Annotated in this window: 15 protein-coding genes and 1 pseudogene; 7 read left to right on the top strand and 9 right to left on the bottom strand. The window is 69.0% G+C overall.

What is annotated here, in order from left to right; all coding sequences use genetic code 11:
• Positions 1–2: 2 nt before the first annotated feature.
• The 3 genes from cysG to CCR79_RS07335 are packed head-to-tail and all read left to right on the top strand — an operon-like array spanning position 3 to position 5053.
• Positions 3–1457, top strand: coding sequence for a siroheme synthase CysG (gene cysG, locus CCR79_RS07345; RefSeq protein WP_201170392.1), 1455 nt, complete (start codon positions 3–5; stop codon positions 1455–1457).
• 15 nt (positions 1458–1472) lie between these two features.
• Complete coding sequence (locus tag CCR79_RS07340) at positions 1473–3866, top strand: helicase-related protein (RefSeq protein WP_201170388.1); 2394 nt, start codon at positions 1473–1475, stop codon at positions 3864–3866.
• 5 nt (positions 3867–3871) lie between these two features.
• On the top strand, positions 3872–5053 hold the full coding sequence (locus tag CCR79_RS07335) for an NAD(P)/FAD-dependent oxidoreductase (protein ID WP_201170385.1): 1182 nt from the start codon (positions 3872–3874) through the stop codon (positions 5051–5053).
• Here CCR79_RS07335 and CCR79_RS07330 read toward each other — a convergent pair.
• The 4 genes and pseudogenes from CCR79_RS07330 to CCR79_RS13895 all read right to left on the bottom strand — a co-directional run.
• Entirely contained in the window at positions 5050–6423 is a 1374-nt protein-coding gene (locus CCR79_RS07330; protein WP_201170381.1) for a sigma 54-interacting transcriptional regulator, read from the bottom strand. The genes CCR79_RS07335 and CCR79_RS07330 overlap by 4 nt on opposite strands.
• Positions 6420–7832 carry a sensor histidine kinase gene (locus CCR79_RS07325; protein WP_201170378.1) on the bottom strand — a complete coding sequence of 471 codons (1413 nt, stop codon included), beginning with the start codon at positions 7830–7832 and terminating at the stop codon, positions 6420–6422. Before CCR79_RS07325 ends, CCR79_RS07330 begins: the two co-directional genes overlap by 4 nt.
• A 71-nt stretch (positions 7833–7903) precedes the next feature.
• The gene (locus CCR79_RS07320; RefSeq protein ID WP_345941485.1) at positions 7904–9496 is read right to left on the bottom strand and encodes a PAS domain-containing hybrid sensor histidine kinase/response regulator; all 1593 of its coding nucleotides are present in this window, start codon (positions 9494–9496) and stop codon (positions 7904–7906) included.
• A 38-nt stretch (positions 9497–9534) separates the two neighbouring features.
• Positions 9535–9816 (bottom strand): annotated as a pseudogene (locus tag CCR79_RS13895) (PAS domain-containing protein); the annotation flags it as partial.
• 177 nt (positions 9817–9993) lie between these two features.
• Between CCR79_RS13895 and CCR79_RS07310 the strand changes: the two are divergent.
• Entirely contained in the window at positions 9994–10377 is a 384-nt protein-coding gene (locus tag CCR79_RS07310; protein ID WP_201170374.1) for a sel1 repeat family protein, read from the top strand.
• Between the two features lie 76 nt (positions 10378–10453).
• Complete coding sequence (locus CCR79_RS07305; protein ID WP_201170373.1) at positions 10454–10939, top strand: thioredoxin fold domain-containing protein; 486 nt, start codon at positions 10454–10456, stop codon at positions 10937–10939.
• Between the two features lie 48 nt (positions 10940–10987).
• Here the strand turns inward: CCR79_RS07305 and CCR79_RS07300 are convergent, their stop codons facing one another.
• The 5 genes from CCR79_RS07300 to CCR79_RS07280 form a co-directional block, all read right to left on the bottom strand.
• A complete protein-coding gene (locus CCR79_RS07300) occupies positions 10988–11233 on the bottom strand; it encodes a hypothetical protein (RefSeq protein WP_201170372.1) in 246 nt (81 codons plus the stop codon).
• A 125-nt stretch (positions 11234–11358) separates the two neighbouring features.
• Positions 11359–11751, bottom strand: a complete 393-nt coding sequence (gene pyp / locus CCR79_RS07295; protein ID WP_201170371.1) for a photoactive yellow protein — start codon at positions 11749–11751, stop codon at positions 11359–11361.
• A 14-nt stretch (positions 11752–11765) separates the two neighbouring features.
• Positions 11766–13853, bottom strand: coding sequence for an AsmA family protein (locus CCR79_RS07290; RefSeq protein WP_201170370.1), 2088 nt, complete (start codon positions 13851–13853; stop codon positions 11766–11768).
• An 85-nt stretch (positions 13854–13938) separates the two neighbouring features.
• Positions 13939–15243, bottom strand: coding sequence for an NAD(P)/FAD-dependent oxidoreductase (locus tag CCR79_RS07285; RefSeq protein ID WP_201170367.1), 1305 nt, complete (start codon positions 15241–15243; stop codon positions 13939–13941).
• Between the two features lie 11 nt (positions 15244–15254).
• Positions 15255–15575 carry a c-type cytochrome gene (locus tag CCR79_RS07280; protein WP_201170364.1) on the bottom strand — a complete coding sequence of 107 codons (321 nt, stop codon included), beginning with the start codon at positions 15573–15575 and terminating at the stop codon, positions 15255–15257.
• Positions 15576–15666: 91 nt separating this feature from the next.
• On the opposite strand from CCR79_RS07280, the gene CCR79_RS07275 reads away from it, so the two are divergent.
• Positions 15667–16632 (top strand): NAD-dependent epimerase/dehydratase family protein, encoded by a 966-nt coding sequence (locus tag CCR79_RS07275; protein ID WP_201170362.1) that lies wholly within the window; start codon positions 15667–15669, stop codon positions 16630–16632.
• An 11-nt stretch (positions 16633–16643) separates the two neighbouring features.
• Positions 16644–17126, top strand: a complete 483-nt coding sequence (locus CCR79_RS07270; protein ID WP_201170360.1) for a DUF2141 domain-containing protein — start codon at positions 16644–16646, stop codon at positions 17124–17126.
• Positions 17127–17191: the final 65 nt, after the last annotated feature.

Genomic DNA, 17191 nt, shown 5'->3' with positions numbered 1-17191 from the left:
CTATGCACCACTATCCGATCTTCCTCAAGCTTGACGGGTGTCGCTGCCTGGTGGTCGGCGGCGGCGAAGCCGCGGCCCGACGCGCCGGTGATCTGCTGCGGGCCGGCGCCCGCGTGGAGCTGATCGCGCCGGAGCTGGGTGCGCCGTGTGAGCGCCTGCTGGAGAACGCTACCGGCGAACTCCACCACCGCGCCGAGGGGTTCGCCCCGGGCATGGAAGAAGGCGCAGCACTGGTGGTGGGGGCCACCGGGGACGAGGCCACCGACCGCACCATCTATCACGCCTGCCGCGTCCGGGGGATCCCGGTCAATGTAGCCGGACGCCCTTCATTGAGCACCTACATAACACCTGTGCAGGTCGATCGTTCGCCCCTGCAACTGGCGGTCTCTAGCGGCGGCGCCGCCCCCGTGCTGGCTCGACAGATCGCCAGCCGGCTGGAGACCCTGCTGCCGGCGGCCTACGGTCGGCTGGCGCGCCTGGCTGGCCGGATGCGCGAGCGGGTGCGTGTGGCCTTGCCGGACAAGGACTGGCGGTTGCGGTTCTGGGAGCAGATCTTTGATGGTGCCGCCGCGGAATCGGTGCTTGCCGGTCGCGAGGCCGAGGGGGAGGCCGAGCTGTTGCGGCTGCTCGAGGAGGAGCGGGCGCGGCCGGCCCCGCGTGGGGAGGTCTTTCTGGTCGGGGCTGGCCCCGGGGATCCCGATCTGCTGACCTTCCGCGCGCTGCGGCTCATGCAGCGGGCGGACGTGGTGCTCTACGACCGCCTGGCGGCGCCGGCCCTGCTGGATCTCGTGCGCAAGGAGGCCGAGCGGATCCCGGTGGGCAAACGACGGGGGCGGCATACGCTGCCACAGGAGCGGATCAACGAACGGCTGATCGATCTGGCCCGCTCCGGCAAGCGGGTGCTCCGGCTCAAGGGCGGTGATCCGTTCCTCTTCGGCCGCGGCGGTGAGGAGATCGAGGGCCTGATCGAGCACGACATCCCCTTCCAGGTGGTGCCGGGCATCAGTGCTGCCCAGGGGGCGGCGAGTTACGCCGGCATCCCACTGACCCATCGGGACTACGCCCAGACCTGCCGCCTGCTCACCGGCCACCGGCGTGCCGGGCACCCGCAGATGAGGGCCCACGCGCCCTATCGCGAGGACGAAACGCTGATCATCTACATGGGCCTGGTCAACCTCGAGGCGGTTTGCGAACAACTACGCGAATGTGGGCTCCCGCCCGAGCATCCGGCCGCTGTGGTCGCCCAGGCGACGACACCGCAGCAGCGGGTGGTTCTGGGCAATCTCCGGACGCTGGCACAGCGGGTCCGCTCCGAGCGGCTAGAGAGTCCAGCGTTGGTGGTGGTCGGGCCGACGGTGCAGCTGCATCCGCGCCTGGGCTGGTACCGCGGCGAGGCCGAGGAGCGCGATGCGGCGGCGAGCATCGACCCCTGCTGGACGGGCGGGCTGAACGGCTAATCCGGTGAGGACCTCATGAGCGAGGAGGAGCAAGATCCGGCTCTGCCCATCGACCCGCTGCGTCCGTCGTTCACCCGGGCGCTGGAGCAGGGCCACTGCGTGGTGGCGGCCGCAACCGGCTCCGGCAAGTCCACTCGGCTGCCGGTCTGGGCGGCGGAGGCCGGCGGTCCGGTGCTGGTCGTCCAGCCCCGCCGCGTGGCGGCGACCAGCCTGGCCGATTTCGTGGCCGCACAAATGGCGACGGAATCGGGAGAGCGCGTGGGCTATGCCGTCCGCCTGGAGCGCCGCTACTCGCAGCGGACGCGCATCCTGTTCGTTACCCCCGGCGTGGCCCTGCGCTGGCGGGCCGAGGGGCGGCTGGCCGAGTTCACGACGGTGATCCTCGACGAGTTCCACGAGCGGCGCTGGGACACCGACCTGCTCCTGGCGTTGCTGCGCGCCGATGCCGCTCAGCACCTGGTGATCACCTCCGCAACCGTGGACGGGGAGCGACTGGCCAAGGAGCTGGGTGGCACGTACCTGGAGACGCCGGGCCGGGGGTATCCGGTGGGTGAATGCCACCTGGGCGAGCAGCCCCGGACCATGCCGCAGCGCAGAGATCTCGGCAAGCGCCTGGCCGAGGCGATCCGGCGGGCGCTGGACGAGACGGCCGGGGACGTGCTCGCCTTCCTGCCCGGACAGGGTGAGATCGAGGAGGCGCGCCGGGCGCTCTCCAGGGTGGAAGCCGAGGTGATCCGGCTCCACGGCGGGGTCCGGCTGTCCGAGCAGCGCCGGGCGCTGGAGCCGGGAACGACGCGTCGCGTGGTACTGGCCACCAATATCGCCGAGACCTCGCTGACCGTACCTGGGATTACCGCGGTGGTGGACAGCGGCCTGGAACGGCGGACCTTGCGCCGCAACGGCCGGACGGTTCTCTCGCTGCAACCGATCTCGCGGGCGAGCGCGGCGCAGCGCGCGGGGCGCGCCGGCCGTCTGCAGCCGGGCACCTGCTATCGACTGTGGGGGCATGCCGCACCGCTGCCCGAGCATGCTCCGCCGGAGGTGTTGCGCGAGGATCTGACCGAACTGGTGCTTGCGGGAGCCTGTGCCGGTTATCGGATCCCCGATCTGCCCTTCGTGGACACGCCCCGGGCCGAGAGCCTGGAGCAGGCTGAGGGGCTGCTTCAGGCGATGGGGGCTCTGGATGCCTCTGGGGGCATCACCCCGCGGGGGCAACGGCTGTTCCGCATGCCCGTCGATCCGGAGCTGGCCCATCTCGTGCTTGCCATGCCCGACGCCGAGACCGGTGGCTTGATGGCCGACTGGATTGCCGGGCTGGCGGTGGGGGATCGCTGGCTGCAGGTCCGCGGCGATCCCGACGAACGCGAGCAGCTGGCCGGGTTGCTTGGGCAGCGCTGCGATGCCCGGTTACGCGTGGCGGCGCTGCGCTGTGAGCGTCTCCCCGGTGTGCAGGTCGATGCGCGGGCGTGGGAGGAAGCGCGACGGCTGGCAGGTCAGCTGCGCGAATTGCTCGATCTACCGATACTGCCGCGGCCTGAGGCGAGGCCGAGGGAGGTGGGCGTACCGGGCGTCGACCGCGCACGGGTCGAGCGGGCCCTGACCGCCGCCGCCCGGGCGATGCCGACCTGGCTCTATGTGCGTCGGCAGCGAAGGCGGCAGGCGCTCGGCAATGGCGCCGGCGACGAGGTGGTGCTCGGCGAGTACTCTTGGTTCCCGGAGGAGGCCGAGGCGGCGCTGGTCCTCAGTGCGCACAGTGTCCCCGGTCGCGGCACGCGGCAGACCATCAGCGTGGCCACGGCGCTGGCGCCGTTGCCGCTGCCATGCGTCATTGCCAGTGGCGCCTGCAGCGAGGGGATCAGCGAGCCGGCATGGACTGGGGAGCGACTGACTGCCCGCCGCGAGTGGCTTTTTGCCGGGCGCTGCATCGGGTGCGAGGAAGTGGAGCCGGAGGGAGCCGCGGCGCGCGAGGCAGCGGCCGACCTGATCCTGGAGGACGCGCTGCTGGCGCCGGCCGGTGGTCGGCTTCGTGACGATCTGGAGGCGTGGGCCCTGTACGTCGCTCTGGGGTATGCCGAGGGCGCCGTTCCAGAGCCGCGGCCGTGGCTGCTGGAGCAGCTCGAGCGCCTGGGCGTGGAGCGGGGTGAGGATCTCGCGCTGCTCGAGCCCGGGGACCTGCGTTTCCCGGGGATTCCGGAGTGGCAGCGATCCGACTTCGATGAGCGCTATCCGCGCCGGCTCCAACTCCCCGATCTCGAATTGCGTATCCACTACCACGTCCGGCGCCGGGAGGTGGTCGCTGAGAAGGTCGGCGGCATCCGCCGCACCGATCCGAAGCGCTGGGAACTACCGGCCTGGCCGGGCTGGCGGGTCCGCTTCCAGCGGGCCAGTCGGGTCGTCGACATTCGGTAGGAGTGATGACGGAACAGACCGATGTGATCGTGATCGGTGCCGGTGCCGCCGGGCTGATGTGTGCCGCCACCGCCGCCGGGCGGGGCCGGCGGGTGGTGGTGCTCGATCACGCTCGCAAACCGGGACGCAAGATCCTCATGTCGGGCGGCGGGCGTTGCAACTTCACCCACCTTGATAGCGGGCCGGAGCACTTCTTGTCGGCCAACCCGCGTTTCTGCATCTCGGCGCTGCGGCGCTACCCGCCGGCCGCCTTCCTGGAGTTGGTGGAGCGCCACCGCGTTGCCTATGAGGAGCGTGAGCCGGGGCGACTGTTTTGCCGTGACTCGGCCCGCCCGATCCTCGACCTATTGCTCGATGAGTGCGCGCGGGCGGGGGTGGAGCTGCGCATGGCGACGGGGGTTCGTAGCGTCGGCTCGACGGCGGCGGGCTTCGCCGTGGCAACCCCGACCGGTACGGTGCACGCCGAGGCATTGGTGGTGGCCACTGGTGGCCTGTCGATCCCCCGGATGGGCGCCAGCGGCCTGGGATACGCCATCGCCCGGCAGTTCGGCCTGCCGGTGCAGCCGACGCGCCCGGCGCTGGTGCCGCTGACCCTGCCGGACTACCTCCACCGGCCGATCGGATCTCTGGCGGGGATCAGCCTGCCCGTCCGTATGCGCTGTGCTGGGGCTGAGTTCAGGGATGACCTGCTCATCACCCACCACGGGTTGAGCGGACCCGCCGCGCTGCAGGTTTCCAGCTACTGGCAGCCAGAGGCCCCCTTGAGCGTGGACTGGCTACCGGATACGGCCCTGCGCGAGGAGCTGGCCCGGGTGCGCAGCGGACGCGGCCGGCGGGCCCTGCATCGTTGCCTGGAGCGCCACCTGCCACGACGCTTGGCGCGGGCGTTGTGCGAACTCGAGGGCTGGTCGGGACCGTTGCAGGGCTACAGCAATCAGGCCCTGGATGAGGTGGCGCGGCGGCTTGAGGATTGGCGATTGACCCCGGCCGGTACGGCCGGCTACGCCAAGGCCGAGGTGACCGCCGGCGGCGTCGACACCGACGCGCTCTCTTCGCGCACCCTGGCGGCCCGTCAGGTGCCCGGGCTTCACTTCATCGGCGAGGTCGTCGATGTGACCGGGCAGCTGGGCGGCCACAACTTCCAGTGGGCGTGGTCCTCCGGCGTGGCAACCGGCCAGGCCGTCTAGACGTCGTGGCGGGGCTCGCCGGTGCCCTTGAAGTCGGCCACCTGGAGGTGGTGGCGACCGAGCAGGCGGTAGAACTCGGTGCGGTTGCGCCCGGCGATCCGGGCGGCCTGACTGACGTTCCCCTCAGTGAGCTTGAGCAGCCGGATCAGGTAGTCACGCTCGAACGCTTCGCGGGCCTCGGCCAGGGTGGGAATGGCCGGTTCCTGATCTTGGTTGAGGGCTTGGCGGATCAGGCGCTCGGGGAGGATCTCGCTGGTGCTCAGGGCCACGCACTGCTCGATAACATTCTGCAGCTGGCGCACGTTGCCTGGCCAGTCGGCCTGGACCAGCACCTCGATGGCCTCCGGCGAGAGGTCCTCGACGGGACGACCGTGGCGGCGGGTGGCCTCGGTCAGGAAGTGGCGGGCGAGCAGGGGGATGTCCTCGCGCCGCTCGGTCAGCGCGGGCAGGGCCAGGGTGACGACGGCCAGGCGGAAGTAGAGGTCCTCGCGAAACGAGCCGTCGGCACGGGCGGCCTCTAGGTCTCGGTGGGTAGCGGAGAGCACGCGCACGTTGATCGGGATCGGGTCGCGTCCGCCCACCGGGCGAATGACCTGCTCCTGGAGGGCACGCAGGAGTTTGACCTGCAGCTGCGCGGGCATGTCGCCGATTTCGTCGAGGAACAGGGTGCCGCCGTCGGCGTCGCGGAACAGCCCAGCACGATCCCGGTCGGCGCCGGTAAAAGCGCCACGGACGTGCCCGAAGAGCTCGGACTCGAGCAGCGTCTCCGGGATGGCCCCACAGTTGACCGGCACGAACGGCCCCTCGGCGCGGGGACTGTGGGCGTGCACGGCGCGGGCGACGAGTTCCTTGCCCGAGCCACTGGCGCCCTGGATCAGGACGTTGGCGTCGGAGTCGGCGACCAGCAAGGCGCGCTCAAGGACTTCCTCCATGCGCGGGCTGCGGGTCACCAGGCCATGACGCCGTCCCGCCTCGCGGGCGGTGTCGGAGGTCTGGCCGCCGCGTGCTGACAGGGCCTTCTCCAACTGCTCAAGAAGCTCGGGCGGGTCGAAGGGCTTGGTGAGGAACTCGTGGACGCCGCGGCGAGTCGCCTCGACGGCATCCTGGATGGAGCCGTGGGCGGTGAGGATGATCACCGGCAGGGCCGGCCAGCGCTCGCGGACCGCATCGAATAGCGCCAGCCCGTCCATGCCTTCCATGCGCAGGTCGGTGATCACGGCGTCCGCCGGTTGGCATTCCAGTTCGGCCAGGGCTCGCTCGCCGCTCTCACAGGTGGTGGGCATGTAGCCCGAGGCCTCCAGACGCATTTCCATCAGCCGGCACAGGCTCGGGTCGTCGTCGACCACTAGGATCCGAGGGCGTTGCGTCATACCGTTGCCTCCTTCGCATCTTTGGGCAGCCAGACGCGCATGTTCGCGCCGGGCCCGTCGGGACGTGCCAGCGCCTGGATGGTGCCGTCGTGGGCATTCAGGCATTCGCGGACCAGGGACAGCCCCAGCCCGCTGCCCTTGACCGAGCCGCTGCCCCGGGTCTCGCCCTGGCGGAACGGCTCGAAGATCAGCGATTGCTCGTGCTCGGGGATGCCTTGCCCGCGATCCTGTACCTCGAGCGTGACCCCTTGGTCGTCGCCGCGCAGGAGCAGGTCGATGGGCTGGTTCTCCGGCGAATAGCGCAGGGCATTGGAGAGGAGGTTATCGATCACGGTCGCCATGAGTTCACGATCGGCCTCGATCTCGGCGGGTTCCAGGTCGGTCCGGATCTCGATGCCGCGGCGCCGGGCCGTGAGCTCGTGGCGCTCGACGACTTCGCGGACCAGCGCGGCCAGGTCCAGGCGGTTGAAGTGGGCCGGGCGGGCAAGGGCCTCGCCGTGGCGCGCGAAACGCAGAAGATTGTCGATCTGGCGGCGCAGCTCGTGGCCGTTCTCGCGGACGATCCCGACGATCTCCTCGCGTCGTGTCGGGTCGCCGTTGAACGTGGGATCGCGGAGGAGTTCGGCCCCCTCGAGCACGGCGGCCAGCGGCGTCTTAAGCTCGTGGGAGAAGTGGCGCAGCAGCCGCTGGCGCTGGTTGCGCAGCTCGGCCAGTTGCCGGCGCAGGTCATCCAGCTCGCGGCCCAGGTTTTCCAGGTCCTGTGGGCCGCGGACCGCCACCGGGCGCTCGAAATCCGCCGTCCCGAGCCGGCGGATGTTGTCACCGAGGGCCTTGATAGGCCGGTGGATGCGTCCGGCAAAGTAGAAGGTGAAGGCCAGCGTGATCGGTACCGCCGCAAGCAGATGCCAGACGAAGATCTGGCGGGCCCGATCGGAGAAGGCCTGAACCTGGTCCACCTCCTCGTCGATCCGTCGGTAGCCGGCTGCGGAGATGCTGGCCACCGAACGGTGCAGGGCCAGACTCAGTGCCGGCACCTGGGCGGTGGCCTCAGGCCGGTCCGGCCCGAGCAGGTGCAGCGTGGTCACCAGGGTGGACTCTACGACCCGCAACCCCTGGTGAAGCCAGGTGGCCTCCTCGGGTCCGAAGGCACCGGGCGGGGCGCCGGCTGCGGCCAGCTCGCGGCGCCAGTGGCGATACTCCTGAAGGGCGGCGGGGTCGTTGTGGGTGGCATAACGGCGGGCAGCGCGTTCGATATCCATGGCGACACGCGCCATGTGAGCACTGTTCTCGGTGACGCCGACGGCTTCATAGATGGCGATCTGACTGTCGCTGGCGAGCCGATCCACGGACCATGCGGCGATGGCCAGAGCCAGGATCAGCGGCGCCGTCACTACCGCGAAGCCGGTCAAAAGCAGCCGGAGCAGGGATTTGGTAGGGCCGAACGGGTTGCGAAACCGGGCGGGGCGGACCGGGCGCAGCCTCATCCCGAACTCTGACCCCGGGCCCAGTCCAGTACGGCGTGCAGGGCGTCCGTCGCCACCGGCTTGGTCAGGTAGCGGTCACACCCGGCCTGCAGGGCGCGCTCGCGGACGTCGTCCAGGGCGTGGGCGGTGAGTATCACAATGGGTGTATACGGAACCCGATGCCTCCGTTCGAGTTCCCGAATCCGCGTTGCGGCCCGGTCGCCGTTGGTGTGTGACATCTGCATGTCCAGGATCATCAGGTCCGGTTGTGCCTGCTGCCACGCGGCTATCGCCTCCTCGCCGTCAGAGACCGTGGTGACCTCCCAGCCGGCGCGCTGCAACAGCTTGCTGAGCAATAGGGCGCTGGTTGGCTCGTCTTCGGCCACCACGGCCTGCGGTGGTGTGTTGCCCGGGATCGGACGCCGCGGCGCGTGAACGCCGGTGTCGGCCTCCGTCGGTGCATCCGTTGCCTCGCAGGTGGGTAGCGACACGGTGAAGGAGAAGGTGGTGCCGCATCCCTCGGTGCTCGTTACCTCGATCCGACCACCCATCAGGGCAACGAGTTCCTTGCAGATAGCCAGCCCCAGCCCGCTCCCCGGGGCGCGGTGCAGCGCTGGGTCACCGCGGGCGAATGGCTCGAAGACGGAGGCCCGGAGGGCTTCCGGGATCCCGGGGCCGGTATCGCTGACGCGGAAACTGATGCGCTCGTCGCCTTCGGGAGTCACGTAGACCGCCACCGACCCGCGCTCGGTGAACTTGATGGCGTTGCCCACGAGGTTATTCAGGACCTGAGCCAGCCGGGTCGGATCGCCGCGGACGATCCCCGGGAGGCGCTCATCCGGGTGCCAGTGCAGGGTGAGCCCTTGGTTTCGGGCCTGATGCTCCAGGGGGGCTAGCTGCTCATGGAGGAATTGGCGCAGCCGTAGCGTCCGAGGTTGAAGCCGCAGCCCGCCAGCGTGCAGCCGGGACAGCTCCAACAGCGTGTCGATTAGCCCTTCCAGCTGCCCCGCCGCGTTCCGGCAGTAGCCGAGGTACTCCTCCTGCCGGGGGGTGAGTGGCGTATCGGCCAGCAGCCCGCAGAAGCCGGCGATGGTGTTCAGGGGGGTGCGCAGATCGTGGCTGACGGCAGCCAGGAAGGTATCCCGGGCGCGTTCCGCCTCCTTCTGTTCGGTGATGTCGTAGATCGCGCCCTGCAGGACCCAGTCTTCCTGGCTGTTGAGTCGCACCAGACGGCCGATATCGCGCACCCAGCGCACCGAGCCATCGCGGTGTACGATGCGGTAGTTCAGGTCCGAGGTGCCGCCCTCGGCAATCAGCACCCTGATCCGCTGCCGGACCCGCTCGCGGTCCTCGGGGTGGATCAAGGAGGTCCAGTCGCAGTGGCCGCCCATGAAATCCGCCTGGTTGTAGCCGGTGATCTCAGCGACCATGCCGCGCAGCAGGACCGGGGCCGGTTCACCGAGTCGCCTCTGGTAGGCAATCCCGATGAAGTCCTCCAGGAACCGTCGGTAGCGTTGATCACGGGGTGACTGCTCGGCTGCCTTGAGTTCACTGATGTCCGTGTGGATGCCCAGCACCTGCCGGGGGAATCCCTCGGCATCCCGCGCCACGACCTGGCCCCGGGCGTGGATCCCTGGACGGGAAGGCCGGTACCGTCGCTACGCCAGAACAGGTCCTGCCAGGCCTCGAGGGCCTCGCCAGTCTCGATGACCCGGTAGATGGGGCAATGCTCTTCTGGGTAAGGGCGCCCATCGGGGTGGCTGTGGTGGGTCAGCGCATGGGCCGATTCGCCAATCACGCTGGCTTCGTCGCGGAACCCGAGCAGTCGCAGGGCGGCCGGGTTGAGAAAGGTGAAGCGTCCCTGGCGGTCGACGCCCATTACACCCTCGCCGAGGGCTCGGAGAATGTGCTGCGGGGGGAGGTTCACCATGTTTGCCGCGCGGGGTTTCCTTGCCGGGTTGCGAGGATCAATGGCTATCGATCGATGTTAACCGGTCAATGATAGAGCGAATGCACCTTTCCGTGGCCGAGCGCATCGTCGCGGTGCGACAGCGGGGCGATCCTGCGTTACGCTGCGCCGACCCAGATGACGTTTCGGAGGAGATCCATGCGGCCACAACGCAACAGACCGTACTGGCTCGCTGTGGTGCTCGTGCTGGCGGTCACCGGCTGGGGCGGCGGTGCCCAGGCCACGGAGCCGGGAGCGGCGTCCGGCCAGGACGAGGAGCTGAGCGAAGCGGATCAGGCCCTGAACGAGGCCTTCGAACTCCACGAGCAGGGGAAGCTGGAAGGTGCCTACGAGGCCTTCCGGGATCTGGCTGACGCCGGAGATGCCGAGGCCAAGGTTCAGCTAGGCTGGATGTACCTGGAGGGGCATACGACGGAGCCGGACATGGAACGCACCGCCGAGCTTTGGGAGCAGGCGGCCGAGGCCGGCCACGAGCGCGCGGCGCACCTGCTCAACGCCGTGCTGCCCGGGGTGGAGCACTGAGGCGGGGTGCCCGGGCGCGCCGCAGCGGCGCGCCCGGGTGGCTCATTACGCAGGTGGATGGATGAGGGAGTGATCGATGAGTCGAGTAATGCGTCAGGCGGTTTTGGGACTCGTGGGCGGTGCGGTTTTGATGGTGGGCTGCTCTGACGGCACGCCGGGGGAGTCCGCCCGGGCGGACGTCTTCGATCGCCTTGCCGATAGCCACTACATCGCGCAGGGCGAGAGCGACTTCCGCGTCTACGCCTTCAAGGATCCGCACTGCCCGGCCTGCACCAACCTGAAGAACGCCGTGGATAACGATGCCACGCCCAGCGTGGAGTGGCGCTGGGTACCGGTCGGGTTCCTCGGCTCGGGCGCGCAGGCAGATGCAGCGGCGATGATCGAGGACGAGAAGGATGTGGACGGCTACGACGCCGTCCAGGCCAACATGCGTCTGGCCCAAGAGCTGGGCGTGCGTAGCGTACCCACGGTCTTCTACCGGGGCACCGATGGCGAGGTGCGGTTCTTTGTCGGGGGCGAGCAGCAGGCCCTCGATGCCCTCGAGCGCATGGCCGCCGAGTAGGTCGCGAGGTCGGCCCCGGGGCTACCTACCGCCCGGGGGCCGGTGCGATCACGGTTCTTCGCCCGGTTCGTCTTCCAGGTCGTCGTCGGCCCGCTCGACGTGCTCGGCGACGAAGCGGAGATAGTCGGCCAGGTCCGCACCGCTCATGTAGTTGCGGGCGAAGGAAAGCGTCCCGAGCATGAGGGCTTCCACCGTGGCCATTGGCTCGTCGTCCTGGGCGTCGACGGCCTCCAGGCCCAGGGCCTGAACCTGTCTGGCAAGGTCGGTGTTGAGTCTGGGGGTGTCTTCGCTCATGCGGCTCCCTCTGGCTTGGGCATGCGCCCGGTGGGCTTGGGCGGGTCCCCATTATCCCCGAGCCACCCGGCTGCGCGCCACGCCAGCGGGATCCGGGGGTGCAGGCGGCCGACGGGCCCCTTCCATCAGGCGGCCGGGGCACTGATCCGCTTGACGAAGATCCAGTAGCTGTCCCCGCTCAGGGCCCGTTTCATGTGCACCCGGACCTTCGTCGGCGCCATCCGGTAGTCGAAGGTGTAGTCGAAGATCTCGTTGAGATCGCCGCTCCGGACGCCCTCCCGGAAACGACCGTAGAAGGTCTCCGTATGACCGCATGGGGCGACCTCGTTGAAGAAATCGCGACCGATCATCTCCGCCGGATCCCGACCGGTGATGGCCCCCTCGGTGGCGTTGTAGAGGAGGATGCATCCGTTGTCGTCGATCTGGATGACGCCGAAGGGAAGCTCGTCGATCTCCTCCGGCGTCATGGCCGCCAGCCGGTTCTCCAAGTCTGCGCGACCGAACAGGAGTGTGCCCATCCGATGATCCCTCCTTAGAAGAAGCTCTCCACCTCGTCGCGGAGGCGCCGTTCCGCCTCGTCGCGCTGCTCTTCCGCCTCCTGCTCGAGGCGTTCGCGCTGCTCCCGCGCCTCCTGTTCGAGACGCTCCTGCTCCTGCTCGGCCTCCCGTTCCAGGCGTTCGCGCTCCTCGTCCACCCGCTCCTCGATCTCTTCGCGTGCGGCACCGAGACGCTCCAGGCGCTCCTCACCCAAGGCTTCGGCGAGGTCGAGCCGGATGTCCGGCTCAAACAGAAAACCGGTGATCTCCAGGGGGATTGTGGCCCCGGCCAGGCGGTGCAGCAGCGGGGCATCCTCCTCGTTCAGGCCGTCGGGCAGGGTTGCCCGCACGCGGTAGTCGATCTCCTCGGCAAGGATGTTTGCCGACCCTTCGCCGGTGGCCTGGAGCACGGGCGACTCGAGCAGCAGGTCCTCGTTGTGCGCGATGCCGTCTTCCAGGGTGAAGCTCGCGGTCAGGTCCGAGAAGTCCGTCCGCTCGTCATGGCCGGGGGCCTCCGGCGGTTCCTCACGGCGCAGCTGGGCCGCCGCCTCGCGGATCTTGTGGGGGATGTTCAGCCCGAGCAGGTTGCCGTCCTCGGCGGCGATCCGGCCCGACCCCTCGAAATCCTCGATCAGCCCGTGCAGGTGCGCGCCCCCGCCACTGCCCTCGAAATGGAAATGGCCGCGCCCGTGGAGCCAGTCACGATCCAGCAGATCCTCCAGTAGGGGCGCAAAGGCCACGCCTTCGAGGGAGGTGGCCACGTTGAAAGCGGGTACGTCGCCGCGGGCATCCAGCCAGGCGTGACCGGCCAGCTCGCCTTCGTAAAGGCGGGCGCGCAGGGACTCGGCACCCAACTCGCCCTCGCTGCCGGTGAGCCGGGCCTCGAAGTCGCTGACCGTCAGGTCGGCGGCATGGAGTTCGTCGATGCCGATGCGGCCCTCGACGACCAGCGGGCGCAGTGGCTCCAGCGGGAAGTCCAGGGCCACTTCGCGCAGATCCCCCAGCCCCTCTTGCGGACCGTCGTCGCTGTCCGTGTTCCCGCCGTTGCCATGGCCGCTTGGCTCTCCCTCAGCTGTTTCGGGCGGCAGGTAGCGGTCAAGATCGATGTGGTTGAGCTGCAGCGCCAGCTCGATGGTCGGCTGCGCGGGCTCGATGGCCGCCTCGCCCTCGACCCGGCTGTCATCCAGCTCGACGGCGAGCCCGGTCAGATCGATGCGGTCTGCCGTGGCGTCGATCTCCCCGGAGCCGCTAAAGCTGCGCAGCACCCCGGGATCCTCGGTCTCCGGCGGCTCCTCGCCGAGCGCCTCGAGCAGGCCCTTGGGATCGAGGGGGCTCAGCGACCAGCTGGCCGTCAGCTCCGGGCCGGCATCGGCTTGGCGCAGCCGGGCCTCACTGGTGAACTCGAGGTATTCCTCGTCACCGACCAGGGCGTCGGCCCGGATCCCCACGGGTTCGTCCAAGCGCAGGGTGTCGATCTCCAGGTTGACGGGATCCAGCCGGATCCGCCGGTCATCGCTGCGGTCCTCCCAGTAGACGGCCCCCTCGTTGAGACGAACTCCGCCGATGACCATCCCCGCCAGGGCCTCCAGGTCGGCCGGAGGGGGCTCGGTCGCGTCAGCATCCGCCGGGGCATCGGCGCCGGCGGGCTGCTGCCCGGCATCGGACTCCTCCGCGGCGAATCGCTCTGCCAGGTCCGTCCAGTTGTCTTGGCCATCCTCGTCACGCATCAACCGCACAACCGGACGCTCGATCTCGACGGCCCGCGTGTGCAGTTCGCCGCGCAGCAGCGGCCAGACCTTCATGGCGGCGGCGAGCCGGTCGAACTCAACGAACGGCTCGTCGTGGTAGCCGTCGGCGTCGGCCATCGTGATGCGTCCGACCTCGATACCGAGCCAGGGGAAGAACGACCACTCGATCTCGCCCTCGATCTCGAACTCCCGGCCCAGCTCGCGCTCGGCGAGGGCGGCGAGGTCATCGCGGTATTCGTTCGGGTCGATAACCAGCGCCGCCACGGCAATGGCGACGCCCAGGGTCAGGATCAGGGCGAGGAGGCCCAGCAGGAGCCACTTGAGAAGGCGCAGCATGGTTGAACGGGTCCTTTCCGGCATCCGGTGATGCGACCCACTCTAGCGCGGCCGTATCCCCGATCGCCAACCGGGCAGAAGCGCCCTACCCGAACATGTCCCGGGTGATCGATTCGTACCAGCCGGGTGCGTAAATGGCCTCGACCTGACGAAACTCCTTGCCCTCGTCCTCTGGGCTGAGCCCCCCGGAGCCCTCCACCTCGCGGATTCGTCCGTCGCGGTGCTCGAAGACCGCCGCGATGGTGAACGCCCAATCGGGTGCGACCAGGCTGTAACAGGTGTTGACCGTGGGGAACCCCGGGCTTGGCTCTCCAGTGAGTTCGCCGACGAGGGTTGCGGCCACCAGTTTACCCTGGTTGTTGGCGCTGTGGGCTGACTTGGGCATGTCGCCTGCGATCGCCGCATCCCCGATGATGTAGACGTCTTCGTGCCGCTTCGACCGGAAGGTCTCCTGATCCACCGGGCACCAGCCGGTGTCGTCGACCAGGCCGGCCCGATGGGCGATGGCGCCGGCCTGCTGAGGCGGGATAAAGTTGATGACATCACCCTGGTGCATCTGGTCCCCCCCGTCGGTGAAGACTCTGCGGTCTGCCACCGAGAGCCGTTCGGGGGCGCCGCCGGCGGACGCGGGAACCCACTCGATCATGTCGCCGTAGAGCTCCTCCCAGCCCTGCTTGAACAGGGTCTGCTTCGAGAAGCTGTCCTTCGGATCGAGTCCCAGCACTTTCGCCCGCGGTTTATGGGACTTGAGGTAGTGGGCGATCAGCGCCATGCGCTCGTAAGGCCCGGGCGGGCAACGGTACGGCGACTCAGGCGGGCAGACGATGACGGTGCCACCGTCGTCCATAGCCTCGAGCTGCTCGCGCAGGATCCGGAACGGGCGGCCGCCCTGCCAGGCGTGTGGGATTTGCTCGGTACCTTCTCGGTCGAGGCCCTCGACCCGGTCCCAGTCGAAGTCGATACCTGGGGCGACCACCAAGCGGTCGTACTGGATGGGGGTATGGTTGCGGGTCATGACGCGCCTGCCGGCCAGGTCCAGCTCTTCAGCGCGGTCATGGATCACTTCGATGCCATGGCGTTCACGCAGGTTGTCGTAGCCGTGGCCCAGCGTGTCCAGATCCCGGAAACCGCCGAGGTACCAGTTGCCAGCGTAGCAGGTGTAGTAGGTCTCGTTGGGCTCGATCAGAGTGATCCGCAGGTTGGGTGCGTGCTCCTTGAGGTACCGGGCCACGGTGGCACCGGCGGAACCGCCCCCGACCACGGCGATGCGGGCATCGAGCTGGCTGCGGGCCAGGCTCAGGGTGGGGAAGCCGGCCAGCCCCAGTGCGGCTATGGTGCCACCGGTGGCACCCAGGCGCAGGAAATCGCGTCGGGAGTATGATCGGCTCATGATCCAGGGCCTCAGTCGAGTTCACTCAGGTAGGCGGCAAGCTCGCGGATCTCGTCCGCGGTGTAACCGGTTGCGTGACGGTCCATCACGGTGGGGTTGCGCTTGCCTTTCTGGAAGTCTTCCAGATATTCCACCATCAGCTCCTCGTCCCAGCCGGCGATCGGCGGCATGGTATCGGCACCCTGGCCATCGGGGCCGTGGCAGGCAAAGCAGCTCTGGGCGATGAGCTCACCGCGGGTGAGCGGGTCGTCGTCGGCCTGGACGGGGGTGACAAGGAGGGCCCCGCACAGGGCGATCAGGATGGTGCGAAGGGGTGGTTTCCTGACGGGCATCGCTCGAAGTCTCCTCCCTTTGATGTCGAGCGCGGCGCGATTAAGCTGCGGAGTATACGCCACACCCTTCGCCGCACGGAACGGTCTGCCCATGAGAAAACCCCACGAGTGGCTACTCGATGCATCCATCTACTTCTCATTCGACCGTAGCGGCTTCGAGCGCCACGCGCGCACCTGGCCCGGGTTCCGGGACCGCCTGCGGGAAGGCCCGCAGGAGGCACTGACCGGCCTGATTACCGGCGGCAGTCGTGGCATCGGCGCTGCAGCCGTTGAGCGCCTGCGCGGCATGGGCCATCGAGTGCTGAGTTGCGGGCGCGGGGCAGGGACCGGGGACCCGGATTACCGCACGCTGGATACGGGGGACTGGGCGGCCGTGGCACGCGCGGGGGAGACCCTTCCGCCGCTTGACTTTGTGGCCCTCAACGCCGGAGGGATGCCGGAGCAGTTCACGCGCAATGCCGACGGCGTTGAGCTGCAGATGGCCTCGCAGCTCTTCGGGCACTACCTGCTCGTCCACAACCTGGCCAGCTCCGGCAGGCTGCGCGAGGGCGCCCGCGTGATCTGGATGAGTTCCGGGGGGATGTACCTGCAGCGCCTGCACCTGCGCCATATCTTTGAAAACGAACGCTACGACAAGGTCGCCACCTACGCCAACGTCAAGCGCGCACAGACGATCGTCAATGCGCAGATGGCCCGCATGCCGCTGTTCCGCGATGTGGACTGCTGCGCCATGCATCCTGGCTGGGTGGATACCGCCGGGGTGCGTGAGGCGATCCCGGGGTTCTGGCGCTGGACCCGCGGCCGGTTGCGCAGTCCCGAGCAGGGGGCGGACACCTTGGTGTGGCTGGCGGCAAGGGCCGGCGGGCCCAGTGGGGCTGAGGCCTCGAGCGCACCGGAATCCGGGGGGTTCTACTTCGATCGTCGGAGCGTCTCACCGTACCTGGTGCCGGGTACCCGCGAGCCGCTGGCCGAGAGGCGCCAGCTGCTGGAACTAATCGACCGCCTGCTGGCACCGTACCGCGATGGCGGCGGCGCGCTGGCGGACACGATCGGCTAAGGAGGACGAACGTGAGGGTGCGGCAGTTGACGCCCCGTTCGGGGAAAGCGGGGCTGTGTCCAGGGGCGGGGAGGCTCGGGGTCCGGGTGGTGGCGCTCATGCTCGGTCTGACCGTTGGTGTCGCGGCGCGGGCCGTGACGCTGGAGGTGGAGATCCTGTTGCCGAAGGCCGACCAGGGCAGTGTCTACGTCGCACTCTTCGACGACGCGGAGGCCTTCCCCGATGCGGACCGGGCGCGCGCGCGCAAGACCCGTCCGGTGGAGGGCGACGCGGTGACGCTGACGATCTCCGATCTGACCCCCGGTCAGTACGCCGTGGCCGCCTTCCAGGACCTGGACGGCAGTGGCGATCTGACCACCAACTTCCTGGGTGTGCCGAGAGAACCCGCCGGTTTTAGCCGCGGCGCCATGGGCCGCATGGGACCGCCCGACTTCGAGGATGCCGCGTTTACGGTGGAAGAGGGCGGGACCCGCATCACCCTGGATCTGCGTTAGCGCCGGCGGGCGGCGTATGCCCGGGCCGTTTACCGGCCCGGGGGCGTGGGCTCCCGCCTCGCGTC

Origin of the sequence: Halorhodospira halophila (assembly GCF_016653405.1) — a bacterium.
GTDB lineage: Bacteria > Pseudomonadota > Gammaproteobacteria > Nitrococcales > Halorhodospiraceae > Halorhodospira > Halorhodospira halophila_A.
This window is presented reverse-complemented; position numbering and strand designations above follow the sequence as displayed.